Annotated in this window: 19 protein-coding genes; 13 read left to right on the forward strand and 6 right to left on the reverse strand. The window is 66.8% G+C overall.

The features are described 5' to 3' along the window. Positions 1-100 precede the first annotated feature (100 nt). The gene (locus CXY79_RS14825) at positions 101-607 is read right to left on the reverse strand and encodes a hypothetical protein (RefSeq protein WP_104103155.1); all 507 of its coding nucleotides are present in this window, start codon (positions 605-607) and stop codon (positions 101-103) included. A 230-nt stretch (positions 608-837) separates the two neighbouring features. Here CXY79_RS14825 and CXY79_RS14830 point away from each other — a divergent pair, with 230 nt between their 5' ends. After that, complete coding sequence (locus tag CXY79_RS14830) at positions 838-1,737, forward strand: phosphodiesterase (RefSeq protein ID WP_104103158.1); 900 nt, start codon at positions 838-840, stop codon at positions 1,735-1,737. A gap of 11 nt (positions 1,738-1,748) precedes the next feature. Continuing rightward, the gene (locus CXY79_RS14835) at positions 1,749-2,795 is read left to right on the forward strand and encodes a tyrosine-type recombinase/integrase (protein WP_104103161.1); all 1,047 of its coding nucleotides are present in this window, start codon (positions 1,749-1,751) and stop codon (positions 2,793-2,795) included. A gap of 56 nt (positions 2,796-2,851) precedes the next feature. On the opposite strand, the gene CXY79_RS14840 is transcribed toward CXY79_RS14835, so the two are convergent. After that, on the reverse strand, positions 2,852-3,415 hold the full coding sequence (locus CXY79_RS14840; protein WP_104103164.1) for a M23 family metallopeptidase: 564 nt from the start codon (positions 3,413-3,415) through the stop codon (positions 2,852-2,854). A gap of 324 nt (positions 3,416-3,739) precedes the next feature. Between CXY79_RS14840 and rpsB the strand changes: the two genes are divergently transcribed. From rpsB to CXY79_RS14885, 9 genes are all read left to right on the forward strand, one after another. Next, positions 3,740-4,660 (forward strand): 30S ribosomal protein S2, encoded by a 921-nt coding sequence (gene rpsB, locus CXY79_RS14845; protein ID WP_104103167.1) that lies wholly within the window; start codon positions 3,740-3,742, stop codon positions 4,658-4,660. A gap of 9 nt (positions 4,661-4,669) precedes the next feature. Further along, positions 4,670-5,497: a translation elongation factor Ts gene (tsf, locus tag CXY79_RS14850; RefSeq protein WP_104103170.1), complete on the forward strand. Its 828-nt coding sequence runs from the start codon at positions 4,670-4,672 to the stop codon at positions 5,495-5,497. Positions 5,498-5,697: 200 nt separating this feature from the next. After that, positions 5,698-6,414 carry a UMP kinase gene (gene pyrH / locus CXY79_RS14855; RefSeq protein WP_104103173.1) on the forward strand — a complete coding sequence of 239 codons (717 nt, stop codon included), beginning with the start codon at positions 5,698-5,700 and terminating at the stop codon, positions 6,412-6,414. A 31-nt stretch (positions 6,415-6,445) separates the two neighbouring features. Next, positions 6,446-7,000 (forward strand): ribosome recycling factor, encoded by a 555-nt coding sequence (gene frr / locus CXY79_RS14860; protein WP_104103176.1) that lies wholly within the window; start codon positions 6,446-6,448, stop codon positions 6,998-7,000. A 15-nt stretch (positions 7,001-7,015) separates the two neighbouring features. After that, on the forward strand, positions 7,016-8,011 hold the full coding sequence (locus tag CXY79_RS14865) for a phosphatidate cytidylyltransferase (RefSeq protein ID WP_233191535.1): 996 nt from the start codon (positions 7,016-7,018) through the stop codon (positions 8,009-8,011). 46 nt (positions 8,012-8,057) lie between these two features. Further along, complete coding sequence (locus CXY79_RS14870; RefSeq protein ID WP_104103179.1) at positions 8,058-8,606, forward strand: DivIVA domain-containing protein; 549 nt, start codon at positions 8,058-8,060, stop codon at positions 8,604-8,606. Between the two features lie 140 nt (positions 8,607-8,746). Beyond that, positions 8,747-9,355 (forward strand): lytic transglycosylase domain-containing protein, encoded by a 609-nt coding sequence (locus CXY79_RS14875; protein WP_104103181.1) that lies wholly within the window; start codon positions 8,747-8,749, stop codon positions 9,353-9,355. Positions 9,356-9,394: 39 nt separating this feature from the next. Continuing rightward, positions 9,395-9,691, forward strand: a complete 297-nt coding sequence (locus CXY79_RS14880) for a hypothetical protein (RefSeq protein ID WP_104103184.1) — start codon at positions 9,395-9,397, stop codon at positions 9,689-9,691. 28 nt (positions 9,692-9,719) lie between these two features. Beyond that, positions 9,720-10,448: an alpha/beta hydrolase gene (locus CXY79_RS14885; protein WP_104103189.1), complete on the forward strand. Its 729-nt coding sequence runs from the start codon at positions 9,720-9,722 to the stop codon at positions 10,446-10,448. Positions 10,449-10,460: 12 nt separating this feature from the next. On the opposite strand, the gene CXY79_RS14890 is transcribed toward CXY79_RS14885, so the two are convergent. Both CXY79_RS14890 and CXY79_RS14895 read right to left on the reverse strand, forming a co-directional pair. Next, on the reverse strand, positions 10,461-11,510 hold the full coding sequence (locus CXY79_RS14890) for an AI-2E family transporter (protein ID WP_104103192.1): 1,050 nt from the start codon (positions 11,508-11,510) through the stop codon (positions 10,461-10,463). 20 nt (positions 11,511-11,530) lie between these two features. Beyond that, the gene (locus CXY79_RS14895) at positions 11,531-13,153 is read right to left on the reverse strand and encodes a hypothetical protein (RefSeq protein WP_104103195.1); all 1,623 of its coding nucleotides are present in this window, start codon (positions 13,151-13,153) and stop codon (positions 11,531-11,533) included. A 230-nt stretch (positions 13,154-13,383) separates the two neighbouring features. On the opposite strand from CXY79_RS14895, the gene CXY79_RS16090 reads away from it, so the two are divergent. Then, positions 13,384-15,207 (forward strand): hypothetical protein, encoded by a 1,824-nt coding sequence (locus CXY79_RS16090; protein ID WP_158250307.1) that lies wholly within the window; start codon positions 13,384-13,386, stop codon positions 15,205-15,207. Beyond that, positions 15,204-16,205, forward strand: coding sequence for a tetratricopeptide repeat protein (locus CXY79_RS14905; RefSeq protein ID WP_104103201.1), 1,002 nt, complete (start codon positions 15,204-15,206; stop codon positions 16,203-16,205). The genes CXY79_RS16090 and CXY79_RS14905 overlap by 4 nt, the downstream gene beginning before the upstream one ends. A 203-nt stretch (positions 16,206-16,408) precedes the next feature. Here the strand turns inward: CXY79_RS14905 and glgB are convergent, their stop codons facing one another. Together glgB and CXY79_RS14915 are read right to left on the reverse strand one after the other, a co-directional pair. Next, positions 16,409-18,754 carry a 1,4-alpha-glucan branching protein GlgB gene (gene glgB / locus CXY79_RS14910; protein ID WP_104103204.1) on the reverse strand — a complete coding sequence of 782 codons (2,346 nt, stop codon included), beginning with the start codon at positions 18,752-18,754 and terminating at the stop codon, positions 16,409-16,411. Then, the gene (locus CXY79_RS14915; protein WP_174843138.1) at positions 18,751-20,826 is read right to left on the reverse strand and encodes a maltotransferase domain-containing protein; all 2,076 of its coding nucleotides are present in this window, start codon (positions 20,824-20,826) and stop codon (positions 18,751-18,753) included. Before CXY79_RS14915 ends, glgB begins: the two co-directional genes overlap by 4 nt. Positions 20,827-20,851: the final 25 nt, after the last annotated feature.

Genomic DNA, 20,851 nt, shown 5'->3' on the forward strand with positions numbered 1-20,851 from the left:
AGCTGTCGAACGAGCATGAATGTTCAGGGACTCAGATGTACCAAAATAAAAATCGCACAGGTGGGCAGGCTCGGAGAGAGCCTGCCCACCTGTGATCGAGCTAGTTGGATTTGAGCGTCAGCGTGACGGTGGCGCCCTTGCAGGCGTCCTGGTCGTCAGCGGTGTCAAGGAACATGAGCGTCGAGGCTCCCGTGATGGTCACATCGACGACGGTCTGGCTCCTGGGCATGCCCATCACGCGCGTGTCGGAGACGACGGACGGGGCGATCGTAAAGTTGTCGGCGAAGACACACCCCGGGGCGTCAGTGCTGCCGGTCTGGGAGATGGTTGCGACCTTGAGGCTGGACGTGCCCGCATTTTTTGCGGAGTACGTCACCGGCACGGAGGCGCCCGGGGTCAGACCGTCGGCCAGGTGGGCGCTCAGCACCAGCGAGCCGTTGGACTTGGCGTTGGCCGCCGCACCGGTGCCGGAGCCGGTCGTCGACCAGTAGGCGTACGCTCCGCCTCCGCCGACCAGGAGCATCGCGGCCGCGACGAGCGCGATGCTCCTCACCCGCAGCTGCTTGGCGGTGCCGGCGGTTGCCTCGGGTGTGGTCTTCTTGGTCATGTGATGCCCTTCTATCGATTTCGGGTCTCGACAGTCCTCATCTGTGAGGACACGTGCTGAAAGCTAGGGCGGTCTCGTGTGCGCCGTTAGGCCGGATGAGCCCACAGAACGGGGCTGCGGGCCCCCCAATAGTGGGTTCGCGCGAATCCCACCGAAGGGTGAATTCGCGCGACGACAGGCCGACGTCGGGGGCAGGCCGTAGTCTGGGCGGCACCCACGAAAGGTGAGTCATGTCAGCCGTGCAACTGGGCCAGTACCCTCCAGCCACCCACCTCATCGCGCATATCAGCGACACCCACTTCCTCGGCGGAGGTCGAGCGCTCTACGGCGCGGTCGACACCGACACCACCGTGTACCAGGCGATGGCACAGTTGGAGCGGTCCGGTCTCCGGCCCGACGCGCTGCTCTTCACCGGTGACATCGCCGACCGCGGTGAAGCCGCTGCGTACCGCCGGGTGCGTGACATTGTCGAGGCCGCGGCCGAACGGATGGGCGCCCCCGTCATCTGGGTGATGGGGAACCACGACAAGCGCGAGGCCTTCCGCACCGAGCTGCTCCGGGAAAAAGGATCCTCGGCGCCGATCGACCGGGTATTCGACATCGGGGGAGTGCGCATCATCGCACTGGACACGAGTGTTCCGGGCTATCACCACGGCGACCTGTCCGGCGCGCAGTTAGCGTGGCTGGCCGAGGTGCTCAGCGAGCCTGCTCCGCACGGCTCCCTGCTGGCGCTTCATCATCCGCCCGTGCCCACGATGTTGCCGCTGATGTCCATCCTCGAGCTGCGGGGGCAGCCCCGACTGGCCGAGGTGGTGGCCGGCAGCGATATCCGGGCGATCCTGGGCGGACACCTGCATTACGCGACGACCGGACTCTTCGCGGGTATCCCGGTGTCGGTCGCCGCAGCGACCTGCTACACGATCGATCCGACCGCGCCGCAGGGGGCGCTCAGCGGTCTGCAGGGTGGGCAATCGATCAACCTCGTGCACGTCTACGACGACCAGATCGTGCACTCGCATGTGGCTCTCGGCGAGTTTCCGGCAGCGACCGGCTTCGACGCGGCCTTCCTCGACCGGATGGAGGCGCTTACGCCCGACGAGCGCACCGAGGCCTTCTCGCGGCAGGTCTGACCGAGGTGACTATGCCTGAGTCCGTTCGCATACCACCGCCGGTTCCCGCGCCGGTGCACCTCCTCGATGCGTCTGTCGACGACTTCGTGGTCTACCTGGCCGTTGAGCGCGGCTTCTCCGTACACACCGTGCGCGCCTACCGCACCGACCTGGCGGGACTGATCGCCTTCGCCGAAACTCGCAGCGTCATCGACCCGGCGGCGCTGAGCCTCGATCTGCTCCGCGATTGGCTGTGGGTCGGAACCCAGTCGGGGCTGGCGCGGGCGACCATTGCCCGGCGGTCAGCCTCCGCCCGCAGCTTCACGGCCTGGCTGGCACGCACCGGCGGCAGCGCAACCGACCCCGCCGTGCGGCTGCGCTCGCCGAAACCCGGCAGACCACTGCCCCGAGTGATCAACCACACCCAAATGCAGGAGCTACTCACCCACCTGGAACTTCGTGCTGCCGGTCCCGACCCGGCGGCGCTGCGCGACCTCGCGATAGTGGAACTGCTCTATGCGTCGGGGTTGCGGGTCTCGGAGCTCGTTGGCCTCGACGTCACCGACGTCGATCTGCACCGACTCACCGTGCGGGTCACCGGCAAGGGTTCCAAGGAACGCGTCGTTCCCTTCGGCGTGCCGGCCCAGCACGCGATCCTCGCCTATCTCGAACGGGGCCGCCCCCGGCTCGTTGAGACCGCAGCGCCCGCCGAGACCGCAGCCCCCGCCGGGACCGTGGGGCCCGCTGCCGAGAACCGCGCGCACGCAGCGAAAACCGCTGCCGAGAACGCCGCGACGCCGGTGAGCGCGCTGTTCCTTGGTGCGCGCCGCCAGCGCCTCGGCGTGCGGGCGGTCTACCGGCTGGTCGCCACTCTGCTCGCCGATGTGCCCGGCAACGGGCCGGCCGGCCCGCACGCCCTCCGCCACACGGCGGCCACCCACCTGCTCGACGGCGGAGCCGACCTCCGGGCCGTGCAGGAGCTGCTCGGCCACTCCAGCCTCGGCACCACCCAGATCTACACTCATGTCTCGGCCGAACGCCTCAAACAGAGCTACCGCACCGCGCACCCGCGCGCCTGACTCCCCGGCGACGGGTTCCGGGACTGCTCCGCGACTACCTCGCGGCTGCCGGCCCCTCAGCTGTCTCCTCTCAGGAGCAGTGCCGGCAGCAGCACCGCGCGAGGAACTCCGACCAGATACAGCAGTGGTGACACATAGCCACCGTTCAACCGGGCGCCAAGATGCAGGCACTGCCCAGCGCAGTGCCCGCCGTCGGCAACCTGGCCGACGGGCTGCCCTGCCGCGACCCGGTCACCGACCGCGACACTGGCCGACACCGGCTCGATGCTGGATACCAGGCCGTCGGCATGTTCGATCGAGAGTACGGGGCGGTCGACCACGACCCCGGCGAACGAGACGATACCCTCGGCCGGTGCAACCACCTCCCGGCCGGCCTCGGCCGACAGGTCCAGACCTCGATGGCCCGGCGCATACTGGGTGGCCGGCGCCAGGAAACCCCGGAGCAACGGATGCGGCGGAGCCAGCGGCCAGTGCCAGGTGCCGGAGGTGGCCGTCTCCGCGGCCGTCTCCGTGACCGACGCCGCCCCGGGTAATGTCACACCCGCCGCGTCGCTCCGCACCATGGACAGGCAGGACAGCGGCAGCAGCGCGGCCGCGATGAGCAGACGGAAGGCATTCATGCCACCACCGTGCGGCCTCCGTCCCCCCCCCAAACCGGCGAGGGCGGTATCCGTGACCGGATCCCGTACCACCCCGCCTGGGGAGGGACGCCCGCACGTGCCGGCGCGCGCACGGGGCACCCCCGTGGGTGCTAACCTTTGAGGAGCAGCGCTTGCGTGCTGACTACGCGTGCCCATTCGGCCTCCAGACCCACTCGGTCCTCGTTTCTTTCAGATGCGAGGCGGTTCTGTGCCGGGCACCAGGAGTGGTGATCATCCGATCACGACACAAACCGATTGGCGTTCGTCTGCATCGCAGCGCGCGCCGGACAAGGAGAACGGCTCATGGCCGTCGTAACCATCCGCCAGCTGCTCGACAGCGGCGTGCACTTCGGGCACCAGACCCGCCGTTGGAACCCGAAGATGAAGCGCTTCATCTTCACGGAGCGCTCCGGCATCTACATCATCGACCTGCAGCAGTCGCTCGGGTTTGTCGACAAGGCCTACGACTTCGTCAAGGAGACGGTTGCCCACGGCGGCACCATCCTCTTCGTCGGAACGAAGAAGCAGGCGCAGGAATCGATCGCCGAACAGGCCATCCGCGTGGGCCAGCCCTACGTCAACCAGCGCTGGCTCGGCGGCCTCCTCACCAACTTCCAGACCGTTTCCAAGCGTCTGGCCCGCATGAAAGAGCTTGAAGAGCTCGACTTCGAGGACACCGCCAAGAGCGGTTTCACGAAGAAGGAAATGCTCATCAAGAAGCGCGAGCTCGTCAAGCTGCACAAGAGCCTCGGCGGCATCCGCAACCTCACGAAGACGCCGTCGGCGCTGTGGGTTGTGGACACCAACAAGGAGCACCTCGCCATTGACGAAGCCCGCAAGCTCGGCATCCCCGTCATCGCGATCCTCGACACCAACTGCGACCCGGACGACGTCCAGTACCCGATCCCGGGCAACGACGACGCCATTCGTTCCGTCGGCCTGCTGACCCGCATCATCGCGGACGCTGCGGCCGAGGGCCTCATCCAGCGCCACGCCAAGCCGGAGGCTGAAATCGAGCCTCTCGCCGCGTGGGAAGCCGAACTCCTGGCCGCTCCTGCCGAGAACGCCCCGGCAGCTGACGAAGCCGTCGCCGTCTCCGACGAGACCGCAGAGGCCGTCGTGGCCGCGCCGGTTGCCGACGAGGAAGCCGCCGCAGCCCCAGCCGCAGAAGCCGAAGCCGCAGCCGTTGTTGCAGCCGACGCTCCCGCCGAAGAAACCAAGTAAGGACCAAGCATGGCAAGCATCAGCCTCGCAGACGTCAAAGCGCTGCGCGAGCGCCTCGGTACCGGCATGGTCGACACCAAGAACGCCCTCGTTGAAGCCGAAGGCGACATGGAAAAGGCCGTCGAAATCCTTCGAATGAAGGGTGCGAAGGGTAACGCCAAACGCGCCGATCGTTCCACCTCCGAGGGACTCGTCGCTGCCAAGGAAATCGGCAACACCGCCACCCTGATCGAACTCGCCTGCGAGACCGACTTCGTCGCCAAGGGCGATAAGTTCGTTGCACTAGCCGAGAAGGTCTTGGACGCGGTCGCCGCTGCCGCGGCCACCACGGTCGAGGAAGGCCTGGCCGCTCCGGTCGACGGTCAGACCGTCGGCCAGCTCATCGACGGCGAGGCCGCGATCATTGGCGAGAAGTTCGAACTTCGCCGCGTCGCATCCGTCGCGGGTGAGAAGTTCGCGATCTACCTGCACAAGACCAGCAAGGACCTGCCCCCGCAGGTCGGCGTTGTTCTGGGTTACTCCGGAGGTGACGCGGAGAGCGCGCGCAGCGTGGCTCAGCACATCTCCTTCGCGAACCCCGAGTACCTCGCTCGCGAAGACGTTCCCTCCGACCTCGTTGAGGCCGAACGCCGGATCGTCACCGAGATCTCGAAGAACGAGGGCAAGCCGGAGGCTGCACTGCCCAAGATTGTCGAGGGTCGCGTCACCGCGTACTTCAAGCAGGTTGCACTCCTCGAACAGGATTATGCCAAGGACAACAAGCTGTCCGTCAGCAAGGTCCTGGCTGACGCCGGACTGACCGTCTCGGGCTTCGCCCGATTCAAGGTCGGCGCGTAACCGGTCGTTTGATCGTAGTGAAGGAGATCGGGTTGCAGTCGCAATCCGGTCTCCTTCTGTGTGTGGGCACCCACCAGCCCACCCAGTAGTTTTAGAACACCGCCGGAACACGGCACGGCGCAACACAACACAACCCAACCCAAGGCAACACTGCACAGCACAGCACGGCACAGAGCATCACGAGGGAAGAAGCGCACAGAATGTCAGATACGGTCAAGAAGCGCAGGGTCCTCCTCAAACTTTCCGGCGAAGCCTTCGGGGCAGGCAGCCTGGGCGTCAATCCCGACGTCATCAGCGCCCTCGCCCGCGAGATCGCCGAGGCGGCCAAGACGGTGGAAATCGCCATCGTCGTCGGCGGCGGCAACTTCTTCCGCGGCGCCGAATTGTCCCAGCGTGGAATGGACCGCGGCCGTGCCGACTACATGGGCATGCTCGGCACCGTGATGAACGCCCTTGCCCTCCAGGACTTCCTCGAGCAGGCCGGATCCGAGACACGGGTGCAGTCCGCGATCGCGATGACCCAGGTCGCCGAGCCGTACATCCCTCGTCGCGCGGAACGCCACCTCGAAAAGGGCCGCGTGGTCATCTTCGGCGCGGGCGCCGGGCTGCCCTATTTCTCCACCGATACGGTTGCGGCCCAGCGTGCCCTGGAAATCGATGCGGACATCGTGCTCGTCGCCAAGAACGGCGTCGACGGGATTTACTCCGACGACCCGCGCACCAACCCGGACGCGCACAAGATCGACCACATCACCTACCAGGAGGCACTGCAGCGCGGCCTCAAGGTCGTCGACTCGACGGCCTTCAGCCTCTGCATGGACAACGGAATGCCCATGCAGGTGTTCGGCATGGCCCCGCACGGCAACGTGACGGCTGCCATTCTCGGCGCCGATCTGGGAACCCTTGTCTCCAACTAAGCTTGACAACGCCATCGAAGAAGGAGTCATCGTGATCACGGATGTTCTGTCCGACGCCACCGCCCGCATGCACAAGGCCGTGGAAGCTGCCAAAGACGACTTCGCGACCGTGAGAACCGGTCGTGCGAACCCGCAGATGTTCGCCAAGATCCTGGTGAACTACTACGGCACACCGACGCCACTGGAACAGCTCGCCTCGCTGCAGAACCAGGAGGCCCGCACGCTCCTGATCGGGCCGTACGACAAGGGCGCCCTGCGAGACATTGAGCAGGCCATTCGCGACACTCCGAACCTGGGCGCCAACCTCGGAAACGACGGCAACGTCATCCGGGCCACGCTGCCGGAGCTGACCGCGGACCGCCGCAAGGAATACGTCAAGATCGTGCGCACCAAGGCCGAAGATGCCAAGGTGTCGGTGCGCAACCTGCGCCGCAAGGCCAAGGACGACCTCGACGCCCTCAAGAGTGAAGTGGGAGACGACGACGTGGCCCGCGGCGAGAAAGAACTCGAACACATCACCAAGACCCACGTGGATGCCATCGACGACGCCCTCAAGCGCAAAGAAGCAGAACTCCTCGAGATCTAAGGACGATCCAGCCTCATGACGGACGAATCAGGCGATTCCGGAGAACGCGAAGGGCTGCGCGCCAAGCGCGAGCATGGTGTCAGTCGCGCCGAGTTCAGGGCCCAGATGCAGTCGAAGAAGGCCGATCTCGAACGTCAAATGCTGGCGACCCGGGCGCAGCTGGATGCGACTCAGGAACGTATCCAGGCGCGCACCGGGCGCAACCTGATCCTGGCAACCCTGATCGGGCTCGCGCTTGGCTTGTTCATGCTGTTCAGCCTCATCTTCATCAAAGACCTGTTCATGGTCTGCGCGATCGCGTTCGTGGGCTTCACGGCCTTCGAGCTCGCTCAGGCTCTCCGTCTCGCCGGACGTAACGTGCCGCGCGTACCGGTCGTCCTGGCATCCGTGGGCGTCGTGCCTGCCGCGTTCTACCTCGGCGCGGCGGGCCAGTGGCTGGGCACGCTCGCCGGCATTGGATTGATCGCCCTGTGGCGGCTGGCTTTTCTCGTCCGGCGCGCCCACCGCGCTCCCTCCCGGGAGGTGCTCGGCGACATCGGTGGTGGCTTCCTGATCCAGGCCTACGTCGTCTTCCTCGGCAGCTTTTCTGTGCTCCTGGTCGCCCAGCCCGACGGGCAGTGGTGGACCCTCGCCTTCCTGCTGCTGGTCATCTCAGCCGACACCGCGGCGTACGCCGCCGGCCTCAGCTTCGGCAAGCACCGCATGGTCCCCTCAATCAGCCCGAAGAAGACCTGGGAAGGGTTCGCTGGCGCCGGCGTCGCCTGTATCGGGATCGGCGTGCTGCTGGCAGTGTTCATGCTCGACCAGCCCTGGTGGTTCGGCCTCGTCTTCGGTGTGGTCATCTTGTTCACCGCGACCTTCGGCGACCTGGCCGAATCCCTGATCAAGCGTGACCTCGGCATCAAGGACATGAGCTCCTGGCTGCCTGGTCACGGCGGTCTCCTCGACCGGTTGGATTCGATCCTGCCGTCGGCCGCAGCCGCGTACGCCCTCTACCTGATTTTCGCTTAGCGGCCTCGGTTTAGTCAGGCGCGCGGCAGTGAGGCAGAATGTTCCGGTGACCTCCACCTTCCCTCGGACCGGCAAGAAGACGCTCGGCTACAGCGCTCCGCAGGTGGAGGAGTTCCTCGCTGTCGCCCGAAAAGCGTATGACGCCACCGACGACAGCGTCGGGTTGACCGCCGAGGACATCCGTCACACCGCGTTCAGCATGCACAAGGGCGGATATTCGCCTGCGCACGTGGATGCGGCCCTCGAGCGTCTCGAAGACGCCTTCGCGACGCGCGACCGGGACCGTGCGGCGCAGGCGCAGGGCACCGAGGCGTGGCTCGCTGAGGTGCATGACCTCGCTCAGGTGCTCGTGAACCGGCTCAGCCGGAAGGACGGACACCGCTTCCACCGGGTGAGCGTTCTCAGCGTCGGCTACAGCCGGGCGGATGTCGACCGGTTCTCCCACAAGCTCGTCCGGTACTTCGAAGACGGGCTCCCCATAACGGTGGAAGATGTGCGCTGCGCCGTGTTCCGGCCCCAGCGCGGCGGTTACCGGGAAGCCCAGGTCGACGTTGTGCTGGACAGTGTCGTCGATGTGATCCTGGCCGTCCGTTGAGTTGCGCCGCGCGCCGTGTCGAGGTCAATCGGCACCGTTATCTGGCTGTTATGTCGGATTTCCGATAGGATCGGCAAATCGTGGGTAGACATCTGAACATCATTGCATCCGAACACGCCGGTAGGCCCTTCAAGGTGAGAATGAGAAGGTCCCGCTCGCGCGGGCGCGTCCCCCTCTTCGCCTTCACCGCCGCAGCGGCGTTCGTGCTCGTCACTATCGTCGACCCGTATTCCGGCGCGACGGCGTCACCCTACTTCCAGGTTGCTGGCGACCGATTCAACGGTGAGGCAGCCCAGGAGATCCAGGTCGCTGCGGCAGCCTCGAACATCTTCACGCGTGACAGTTTCACCGTCACCGAGAAACCCAAGCCTGTTCCCGTTCCCGTCGCCGCTCCCGTCGCGTCCAAGTCCGCGTCGAGTTCGGCTCCGTCGGCGGCCGTTCCTGACCCCGGTTCGGCGCAGGCGATCGCCGCTGATGCGGTGGCCGCCCGCGGCTGGGGCGACGATCAGTTCAACTGTCTCGTGTCGCTCTGGAACAAGGAGTCCGGCTGGCGCGTCAATGCGGAGAACAGCTCCAGCGGTGCCTACGGAATCCCGCAGTCACTGCCGGGCTCCAAGATGGCCACCGCCGGCGACGACTGGGCGACCAACCCCGCGACCCAGATCCAGTGGGGCCTCGGCTACATCTCGGGCCGCTACGGCACCCCCTGCGGCGCCTGGGCGCACTCCGGCGACGTCGGCTGGTACTAGCGCTCCTTGTTCTTCCAGGCTCGCACGTAGACTGGCTCAATGGCCCGCAGCAACCGACCCCGTGGCCGCAAGCCCGGTCCGGGAGCCGCTGATGACGGCCTTGAGCGGATGCGTGCCGGCTGGCGACGCACGGAAACCCGCCGCGACGGCCTCTGGACGGTGCAACCCGTACCGGGGCCGCAAGCCGTGAAATCGTACGTGTGCCCCGGTTGCCACCGCGAGGTTGCGCCCGGCACCGCGCACGTGGTCGCCTGGCGCGGCGACGGCGTCATGGGTGAGGCATCCGACCTTGCCGCGAGGCGCCACTGGCACTCGCACTGCTGGAAGATCAAATAACCGCCCAAGCGGCACCAGGGGAGAAACCATGACTTCGAGTGTGGAAATTCGCGGCGGCGTCGAGCTACCGGCCGTGCGCGAGCAGATCGAGCTGCACACCGCGGACGGCCTGACCTTGGTCGGCGAACTGGCCACGCCCGTGAGCCGGGCACCGGTGGCGACGCTGGTGACGCTGCATCCGCTGCCCACCCACGGCGGCTTCATGGACTCGCACATCCTGCGCAAGGCGGCCGGGCGGCTGCCGGCCTTGGCCGACCTGGCGGTGCTGCGCTTCAACACTCGCGGCACGACCTCGCCGCGCGGCACGAGTGGCGGCAGCTTCGGCGGCGGCGTCGATGAGCGCCTCGACGTTGCCGCCGCGATGGCGTTCGTCGCCGAGCGCGGGCTGCCCGATCCCTGGCTGCTCGGCTGGTCGTTCGGCACGGAGCTTGCAATCAAGTACGGCCTGGAGCACCCGATCCGGGGTGCCATCCTCTTGTCTCCGCCACTGCACCGGGCCTCTGACGCCGAGCTGGCCGCCTGGACCGGCCGGGACGCGCGGCTGGTGGCCGTCATCCCCGAGTTCGACGACTATCTCCGCCCCGAGGAGGCCCGGGAACGCTTCGCGAGCGTGCCGGACACCCGGCTCATCGCCGTGGAGGGCGGGAAGCACCTGTGGGTGGGGGAGAGTGCCACCCGCCGCGTACTCGACGAGATCGTCGCCGTGGTCAACCCGGCCGCCGCGCCTCTGCCCACGGAGTGGACTGCGTCGGCCTAGTACCCGATCGGCCTAGAGTTTGTTCTGTCGGGGGATCACGACCTGCTTGATGATCATGATGGTTGCCGCGGCGACGGGGATGGCGATCAGCGCGCCGAGGATGCCGAGCAGACTGCCGCCCGCGAGAGCGGCGACCACAACGACGGCGCCGGGAACGGACACGGCCCGGTTCATGATGTTGGGGCTGAGCAGGTAGGCCTCTACCTGCATGTAGATCAGGTAGTAGATCGCGGCGACCAACGCTGTGAACGTCGAGCTGCCGATTCCGGGGATCAGGCAGGTCAGCACGATGATGATCGACCCGGAGATCGTGCCCACGAGGGGGATCAGCGAGAACAGGAACGCGATCAGCGCGAGCAGCGCCGGGAACGGCGCGCCGATGATCGACAGGAAGGTGAAGCTGAGCACGCCGTTGCAGAGCGCCAGGGCTCCCTGGCCGATCACGAATCGGCCGACGGATGTCGTGATCTGCTCACTGAGATCGGCGAACCGAGCCCGCTTCGAGGCTGGTACCAGCTGGTATACGGCCTGCTTGATGCTGTTCAGCGATGCCGTGAAGTACAGCGTGAGGATCAGGATGATCAGGGCGCCGAAAAGTCCGCTGACGATGGCGAGGCCGGACTGGATGATCGTGCTCGTGATGTTGGTGATGTTGCCGCCGACGAAATCGGTGACCGACTCTGTGATTTTCGATAGCGGGAGAGCCGGAAACTGCCTCTGTACATCGGCGAGAAAGGTGGAGGTGTTGATCGACGTGACCAGGTCCGGGATGGCCTTGGAGAGGTTGGAGACCTGGTTGACGATGATCGGCACGACGGCGAAGATCACTCCGGTCAGAACCCCGATCACGGCAACAAGCACCGTGAGCATGGCTGCCCAGCGGGGAAACCTCTTCTTCTCCAGCCAGGAGATGGCCGGGTCGAGCCCGAGCGCGAGGAACAGTGCCGCACCGATGTAGGTGATGATCGTTTGCAGAGTGATCACCGACGTGATGATGAGCAGGCCGACGCCGACGCCCAGGGTGCCGATCAGTCCGACGCGAAAAGCATTCTGGATCTTCACTGATATCCCCTCGGCTGGTGTCAGCGCTCGTCGTCGTCGCTGGCGGCGACCTTTTCCGCCTGTGTGAGCAGACCGCGCAGGCTCTCGAAGTAGCCGGCCACGGCGTCACGCTCAATCCTAATCTGGGACAGACGCTCCTCCGCGTCGGCCACAAGCACGCGCGTGCGCAGTTCGGCATCGGTCGCCAGCGCGGCGGCCCGCGTCTCGGCGTCCCGCACCAGACGTTCCGCCGACTCCTCGGCAACCTTCTTCGATGCCCTGACCTCGTCGCGGGCGGAGGCGTCCAGCTGGTCGTTCAATGCGCGCAGTTCGACCGTGCGCCGGTTGGTCTCGGCAAGCTGCTTGGTGGCATCCGCGACGAACTTCTGCGTCTGGGCCACCGCCTCCTGGTGGCGCTGCAGCTGGCCCTGCTCCGCTTCGTCCCGCCGGGCCTTCAGCTCGACGTCGAGGTCGGCCCTGGTCTGATCGATCTCGCGCTTGAGCTTGGCGGCTTCGTGCTCTCCCCGCTTGCGGGTGGCCGTCAGATGGTTCTCCAGGTCGATGCGCAGCTGCTCGCTTTCGGCGGTGAAGTCGGCGCGGGTCTGCTCATTGTCCCGACCGAGGTCGGCGTGTGACTGTTCGATCTCGGCCGCGAGGCCCACGCGCGCCTTGTCGACCTCGCGGCTGAGGTCGGCGCGCTGGCGTTCGAGGTCGCGGGCTAGGTCGGTCTGGGCCTGCTCGCTTTCAACGGACAAATCGGCGCGCTGCTGCAGCGTCTCCCGTTCGAGGTCGGTTTTCGCCTGCTCGATCTCGATCGCGAGAAGGTTGCGGGCCTGCTCGGTCTCGTGGGCGAGGTCGATGCGAGCCTGTTCGGTTTCCCGGGCGAGGTCTATGCGGTGCTGTTCCGTCTCGGCGGCGAGGTCGATGCGAGCCTGTTCGGTTTCCCGGGCCAGGTCGGCGCGTTGCTGGTCGAGTTCGTGGGCGACTTCGGAGCGGGTCAACTCGGTCTCGCTCGTGAGCCCGGCCGCGACCTCGCGGGCCTCGGTCGCCTCCCGCTGGGCCACCACGCGAACCTCGGCGGCCTCGCGCTCCGCTTCCGAGCGGATCGCGGCGACTTCCCGCTTCACGGTTGCGCGCAGCTCGGCGGCCTCGGTGGCCACCGCTCCGCGGATGGCCGCCGCTTCGTGCACGGCGTCCTGGGTGAGCGTGGTGGAGTCCTCGTGGGCCCGGGCGAGTAAGTCGTCGGCTTCAGCGACGGCATCATTGAGGATGCGGCCGGCCTTGACCGCGGCATCCGACAGTGCCCGTTCGGCCTGCTCCTTGCCCTCGCGGAGCAGGGTCTGCACTTCGCTTGCTGCGGAGGCGCGCAGCCGTTCGGCGTCGATGTCCGCCTGGGCGATCACCCTCGTCGACTGCTCTTCCGCCACGCGCAGGGTGTTCTCGAGCTTGGTGCCGAGGCCGGAGAACGTGGGGCTGCCGACCTCTTCGATTTCCGCGTTCAGATCGTCGATCTGGGTGGTGAGACGTTTGATTTCCTTCTTCGCCTCGGTGCCCTGGGTATTCGCCTGAATCAGGTCGCGGCGCAGTCCCTGGATGGTCTTGTCGACTTCGTCGCGGTCGTAGCCGCGGAATACCTGGGTGAAGTCTGCTTCGTCGTTCGCCACGCTGTCTCCTCAAAATGGGCCTCTGACCCCCGTTTACGGACTGACGAAGGAAGCCTCCACAATTTTAGTCTGTTCAGTAGGCACTGGCGCGTCCCAACCCGAGGGATTATTAGGTGCCTCTCAGGGGCAACCAGTATCGTAAGACGTCCTGTCTGTTGCTGATCGGGCCCGCATCCGGGTCCAACGTGCCCGTGTGCGCGATGAGCGGCCGGCGACACAGGAGGGTTGACGTGCGTTTTGTTCTTGCCATAGTGGCATTCGTCCTTGCTGCGGCAATGATTGTGCTCGGCATCGCCCAGCGGACCCTTTTTCTCGATCCGGCCTCGGTGAGCCTGAGCGCATCCGTGGAGGACGCCCGCTTCGCGGTGGTCGAGCCCAGTGCTCTCAACGCCGTGCCGGGAAGCCAGACGATCACCGTCAGCGGTTCCGACACGGTTTTCCTGGCCTACGGGCGCACCGACGACGTCAAGGCGTGGCTCGGAGACGAACCGTTCGTCGACATCCGCAAGGACAAGGACACGGTCGCCCTCAGCAGCACACTCATCGATCCGGCTACGGAGGCCGAATCGGCCGCCGAGTCTGAGTCCGGCTCTGCGGCGCCAGCGGACTCCGCGGCTGAGTCGGAGACGGTCACCAACCCGGAGGGCTCCGACCTGTGGCTGCAGGAGTTCACGGCTGAGAACACGCTGACCACCACTCTCAAGGTTCCCGACGGCATCTCCCTGATCGTGGCCTCCGACGGCACGGCCTCCGCGCCCACAGATGTCAGCCTGTCCTGGCCCACCGACAACTCCACACCCTGGGCAGGCCCGCTGATCGTCGGCGGCGCGGCCGTCGGCCTAATCGGCTTGATCATCTACCTCCTGGCGCTCCTGCACCTGCGCCGCTCCCGCGGCCCCCGCCGCAATCTGCCCCGCGGGCCACGGATGCCCCGGCTCCCGCGCGTGCCCCGTCCGAAGGCCATCAAGCCGAGCCAGATCAACGGATCCGGTAAGTCGATCGCTCGGTCCATGGTCGCCATGCCCCTGATCCTGGTCAGCGGTTTGGTGCTCAGCGGTTGCTCGGCCGATTTCTGGCCGGCCACGTCCGCTCCCGACGCCGCCACCAGCGGGACGCCGACTCCGACCGACACCGCCGGCCCGGCCCAGGACGTGCCGCCGCCCGCCGTGACGGTGCCGCAGCTCGAACGCATCGTGGCCGATATCGCCTCGCTGACCGCGGATGCCGATGCGAACCTCAACGCCGACATCCTCGCCACCCGGTTCACCGGCCCGGCACTGGAGAAGCGACTGGCGAACTACAAGATCCGGGGGGCCGACCCGGCCATCGCCGCGCTGCCGGCGCTGCCCACGTCACCCCTCCGGCTCACGCTGCCGCAGCAGTCCTCCACCTGGCCGCGCGTCGTCATGACGGTCCTCCAGGACGAGGCTGACACTGCCGCCGCGCCGACGGCCCTCGTGCTGCGACAGGAGTCGCCGCGGGCCGACTACCTGGTCGAATACATGATTCAGCTTGAAGCGGCCGCCACGGTTCCCAAGGTCGCCCCGGCGACCATCGGCGCCCCGATCATTGCACCCGACTCCACGTTCCTCCTGCTCTCACCCGACCAGGTCGCCGCGGCCTACGCCGACGTGCTCCAGCTGGGGGAGGCCAGCCCCTCCTACGCCCTGTTCGAGGCGGAGGGCGACAGCTTCCGCACCCAGGTCACCGAACTGAAGACCTCACGCCAGGCCGGCCTGCCCTCGACGGCGTCGATCGAATTCGGTGCGGCCGCCGGCACCGGGCGCACCGTGGCATTGGCGACCAACGACTCCGGCAGTATCGTCGCCGTGAGCCTGACCGAGACCGAGACGGTGAAACCGGTGGATGCCGGCGCGACCGTGAGCCCCGAGGGTGCCAGCAAGGCCCTCTCCGGCATCACCGCCACGGCCAAGGGCATCACCAGCACCTACGGCGACCAGCTCCTGTTCCATGTTCCGGCCGCCGGTTCGAACGAAAAAATCGTCTTCCTTGGTTTCTCCCAGGGTCTGATCTCATCAACGGAGCTTCCATGAGTGTTGTCCCCCCGTCCCTGTCCGGCATGAACCTGCGCGGAGCCGTCGACCTGTCTACGCTGGTGAACCGTCCACCGGCGCCGGCCGCGGGCGCACCGCCGGCGCCGGGCGCACCGCCGGCGCCGGGCGTGCCCGGTACACCCGCGGCGGGTCCGGTCGCGGTACCCAGCCTCGTGCTCGAGGGCACGGATGCGAATTTCGGCGAAATACTGGAACTCTCGATGAGTGTTCCGGTCATCGTGGACCTCTGGGCCGAATGGTGTGAGCCGTGCAAGCAGCTCACGCCGATCCTGGAAAAGCTCGTCCTGGAATACGCCGGCCAGTTCGTGCTGGCCAAGGTCGACGTGGACTCGAACCCGCAGCTCACCCAGGCCTTCCAGGCGCAATCGATCCCGACCGTGGCCGCCGTGATCGGCGGTCAGCCGGTGCAGCTGTTCAGTGGCGCACTGCCTGAGGGCCAGGTGCGCGAGGTTCTGCACCGGGTCTTCGAGCTCGCGGCGCAGCACGGCGTCACCGCCATGGCGGCCGCCCCGGAGGCCTCCGGCGACGCCGAAGCGGAGGCGCCGGCCTCCGGAGAACCCGAGCTGCCGCCGCTGCACCAAGAGGCCTACGACGCCATCGACCGCGGAGACTATGACGCGGCGATCGCTCTCTACAAGACCGCGCTGGCGCGGGACCCCCGGGACCAGATGGCCGTCGCCGGCCTGGCCCAGGTGAGCCTCCTGGCCCGGTTGCACGGCAAGACCATGGCCGAGATCCGCTCAGCCGCCGCGGCCGCGCCCGACGACCTGCTAACGCAGCTCGCGGTCGCCGACCTCGACCTCTCCGGCGGTCACATCGAGGATGCCTTCGATCGGCTGCTCGCCCTCTTTCCCGCGCAGGAGCCGGCCGGCCGCAACCTGATCCGCGAGCGCATCCTGGAGATGTTCGAGGTCATCGGCCAAGACGACCCGCGGGTGCCGCCCACCCGCTCCCGCCTCACCGCGCTGCTGTACTAGACGACGGCGTCGAACCAATTCAACGGAGATTTTGGTCTAGAACCGCTTTTTAGTGGTGTCTGGAGCTGATTTCGGCAAAATCTCCGTCGAATTCGTTTGGAATGGAGTCGCTCAGGCCCACGCGTCCGAAGTGGCAAAAAAATGGCCCCGTCGGCGTTTTGACGGGGCCATTTCCGCGCTCTCGCGAACTGGGGCGAAGCGGGTCAGCGTTGCAGGCGCAGCCAGAGACCGGCCAGCGGGGGCAGGGTCACCACAGCGGATGCCGGGCGTCCGGCCCACGGCACGTCGAGCGCGGTCACGGCACCCAGGTTTCCGACCCCGGAGCCGCCGAAGTCCGCGGCATCCGTGTTCAGAATCTCTTCCCACACCCCGGCGAACGGCAGGCCGACCTGGTAACCGTTGTGCGGCGCCCCGGAGAAGTTGAACAGGCAGGCAATGGGGTTGCCGTCGGTGTCCCAGCGCAGGAACGAGACCACGTTCTGGGCGGCCGCGCCGCCCTCGAGCAGCTCGAAGCCGCTCGGGTCGTTGTCCTTAGCCCAAAGGCTCGGGTTCGACCGGTACACCCGGTTCAGTTGACCGACAAGCGTGAACAGGCCGCGGTGAGCCGGCTGGTCGAGGGTCCACCAGTCCAGGCCGCGCTCTTCGCTCCACTCAGAGCGCTGCCCGAATTCCTGGCCCATGAACAGAAGTTGCTTGCCGGGGTGCGCCCACATGAAGGCGAGGTAGGCGCGCACGTTGGCGAGCTGCTGCCAGGAGTCACCGGGCATCTTCGCGACCAGCGAGCCCTTGCCGTGCACGACCTCGTCGTGGCTGATCGGCAACAGGAAATTCTCGCTGAACGCGTAGACGAATGAGAACGTGATCTGGTTGTGGTGGTGCGCCCGGTACATCGGGTCGACCTGCATGTACTCCAGCGTGTCGTGCATCCAGCCCATGTTCCATTTGAAACCGAACCCGAGACCACCGGCACTGGTCTGCGCCGTGACCCCACCCCAGTTAGTGGACTCCTCGGCGATCATGACCGCTCCGGGATTGCGCTTGTAGGCGGTGGCCGTGATCTCCTGCAACAGGCTGATCGCCTCGAGGTTCTCGTTGCCGCCGTGGATGTTCGGCTCCCACTGACCGTCTTCGCGGGAGTAGTCCAGGTAGAGCATCGAGGCCACGGCGTCGACCCGCAGCCCGTCGATGTGGAACTCCTCGAGCCAGTAGAGGGCGTTCGCGACCAGAAAGTTGCGAACCTGCTTCTGGCCGAAGTCGAAGACGTAGGTGCCCCAGTCCATCTGCTCGCCGCGGCGAGGGTCGGGATGCTCATACAGCGCTTCGCCGTCGAAGCGGGCCAGCGCAAAGTCGTCCTTCGGGAAGTGCCCGGGCACCCAGTCCATCAAGACGCCGATGCCGGCCTGGTGCAGCCGGTCGATCAGGTAGCGCAGGTCGTCGGGGTGGCCGAACCGGCTCGTCGGCGCGTAGTAGCCGGTGACCTGGTAGCCCCACGAGCCGCCGAACGGATGCTCGGTGAGCGGCATGAACTCCACGTGCGTGAACGCCAGTTCGTTCAGATAGTCGATCAGCTGGTCGGCGAGGTCGCGGTAGCTCAGCCCCGGACGCCACGACCCGACGTGCATCTCGTAGATGCTCATGGCCCGGTTGTGGGGGTCGGTGGCCGAACGGTCGGTGAGCCAGCGGGCATCCGCCCACTCGTAGCTGGTCTCACCGATGATGGAGGCCGTCTTGGGCGGGATCTCGGTGTAGCGGGCCATCGGGTCGGCCTTACGCACCCAGTCGCCCGAGCGGGTCATCAGCTCGAACTTGTAGTTGGAGCCGGCGGTCAGCCCGGGCACGAACAACTCCCAGACCCCGGTGCTGCCCATGTTGCGCATGGCGTGCAGCGTGCCGGTCCAGGCGTTGAAGTCGCCGATCACGCGGACGGCCCGGGCATGCGGGGCCCACACGGCGAAGGATGTGCCAGACGTGGTGCCGAGCGGGCCCGCGTTCGGCCGGTAGTGGGCGCCGAGAACATCCCACAGGCGTTCGTGTCGACCCTCGCCGAGAAGGTGCAGGTCGAGCTCGCCGAGGGTGGGCAGGTAGCGATAGGGGTCATCGACGATCCAGGTGGGGGCGTCGCTGTAGCGGGCCTCCAGCAGGTAGTCCTGAAGGCCGAGAGCGCTCACGCCCTGCCAGATACCGTGGCCCAGGTGAGCCAGCTCCACATGCGCGCCCGTGGGCAGCACGGCGAAGACCTCGGTCGCGAGCGGGCGGAGGGCACGGATGACGGTGAGCGGGTCCGCGATACCGGCCTGCTCGATCAGGTGCTGGCCGAGGACCTCGTGCGGGTTGTAGTAGCTGCCGGTGGAGACGGCCTGGAGGACGTGGTCGGCGATGACCGGCAGCTCGAACGGCGCGGGGGAGTGCAGCGCTCCGGCAGGCTTCGGCACGCTCGCCTTGACGGTTCCCTGAGGCTGGGCGGCGCCCGCCTTGTCCAGGGTCTTCCTGTCAGCGGTCTTTTTGTCTGCGGCCCTTTTGGCCGCCGGACCTCCCTGTGCGTGCTTCATTGAGCTGGTCCTTTCACGTGCAGGATGTGCACCGGTTCGGTGAATGCGTTGAGGCGCACGAAGTTGTCGGCCGACCAGGTCCAGATGGCACCGGTGATCAGGTCCTCGACCTCGAACACGGAGCCGTACGGCAGACCGAACCGGGCGACGTCGAGGTGCACGACGGTTTGGCGCACGGAGTGGGGGTCGACGTTGGCGACGATGATCAACGCGTCCGAGTGCCCGCTGCCTGTGAACGGCGCGTCGAGGAATTTGCTGTAGACGAGGATCCCCTCGTCTTCGCTCTCGTGGAGATCGAGGTTGCGCAGCTGCCCGAGGGCCGGGTGCTCGGCGCGGATGCGGTTGAGGAGGGTGAGGTAGGGCGCCAGGGACGCGCCGGCCGCTTCGGCGCCCGCGAAGTCACGCGGCCGGTACTGGTACTTCTCGTTGTCGATGTTCTCCTCGGCGCCGGGCCGGGCCACGCACTCAAACAGGTCGAAGCCCGTGTACACGCCCCAGGTCGGCGCCGCGGTGGCCGCGAGGGCCGCCCGGATCTTGAACGCCGCCGGGCCGCCGAACTGCAGATACTCGGAGAGGATGTCGGGAGTGTTCACGAACAGGTTCGGTCGCAGGAAGTCGGCGGTCTCGTGGGCGAGGCCATCGAAGAATTCCGCAAGTTCCTGCTTCGTGTTGCGCCAGGTGAAGTAGGTGTACGACTGCTGGAACCCCACCTTGCCCAGGCCCTGCAGCAGGGCCGGCCGGGTGAAGGCCTCGGCGAGGAAGAAGACATCGGGGAATTCGGCGTTGATCTCGAAAATCAGCCACTCCCAGAAATCGAGCGGCTTCGTGTGCGGGTTGTCGACCCGGAAGATATTGACGCCCACTCCGATCCAGTACCGCACGATCCGCAGCACCTCGGCGCGGATACCCAGAGGGTCGTTGTCGAAGTTGACCGGGTAGATGTCCTGATACTTCTTCGGCGGGTTCTCGGCGTAGGCGATGGACCCGTCGGGCAGCGTGGTGAACCACTCCGGGTGCTCGGTGACCCAGGGGTGGTCGGGCGACGCCTGCAGGGCCAGGTCGAGCGCGACCTCGAGGCCGTTCTCGCGAGCGACCGCAAGAAAGAACTGGAAGTCGGCGACGGTGCCGAGGTCCGGGTGGATGGCGTCGTGGCCGCCGTCCGCCGACCCGATCGCCCAGGGCGAGCCGGGGTCGTTCGGTCCGGCGTTGAGGGTGTTGTTGGGTCCCTTGCGGAAAGCCAGGCCGATCGGGTGGATCGGCGGCAGGTAGAGCACGTTGAAGCCCATCGCGGCGACGGCCGGAAGCCGGTTAGCCGCGGTGCGGAAGGTGCCGCTCTGCCAGGAGCCTTCGGCGCGCTTCACGGCGCCCTCCGACCGAGGGAAGAACTCGTACCAGGAGCCGACGCCGGCCCGGGTGCGTTCGACCAGCACGGTCCGGGATTCCGAGACCGATTCGAGGCTGGCCATCGGGCGCACGGCGGCCGCGGCAGCCAGCTTCGGGCTGCTGAGCACATCGAAGCGGGCGGCGACGGACTTGGCCGGGTCGACGAGGGACTTCGCGGCCGCGGTGAACGTGCGCCGCTCGTTCAGAGGGCGGGTCTTGACGGCGCTCTCTCGGATGAGCAGCTCAGAGCCGATCAGGAACATGAGTTCCACATCGACCTCGGCGGGGATCTTCAGCGAGGCGTTGTGCCGCCAGGTGGCCCAGTCGTCGGCGTAGGCGCGCACGCGGTAGGTCCAGCGGCCCTGGGTTCCGAGGGTGACGAGCGTCTCCCAGCGGTCGGTGCCGGGGGAGTTCAGGGACATCGGATGCTGCGACTCGGTTCCATCGGGAGCGGTCAGCAGCAGCATGACGCCGATGAGGTCGTGTCCCTCCCTGAACGCGGTCGCGGCGAACGGAACCGCTTCGCCCACGAACGCCTTCGCGGGCCAGAGGTCGTCGTTCAGCTGAGGGGACAGATCGAGGATCGGGATACGGCCGATCCGGGGTTCTGCCGGGTCTGTCGTCTGGACTTCCTGAACCGCGCCGAGGGTTTCAGGAGCCGCGCCTGTGCGTTTTACTGTCTTAGCCACCTACTGACCGTAGCGCGGATTGGGG

The organism is Cryobacterium sp. M96 (genome assembly GCF_002929845.1).
In the GTDB taxonomy this organism is placed as follows: domain Bacteria; phylum Actinomycetota; class Actinomycetes; order Actinomycetales; family Microbacteriaceae; genus Cryobacterium; species Cryobacterium sandaracinum.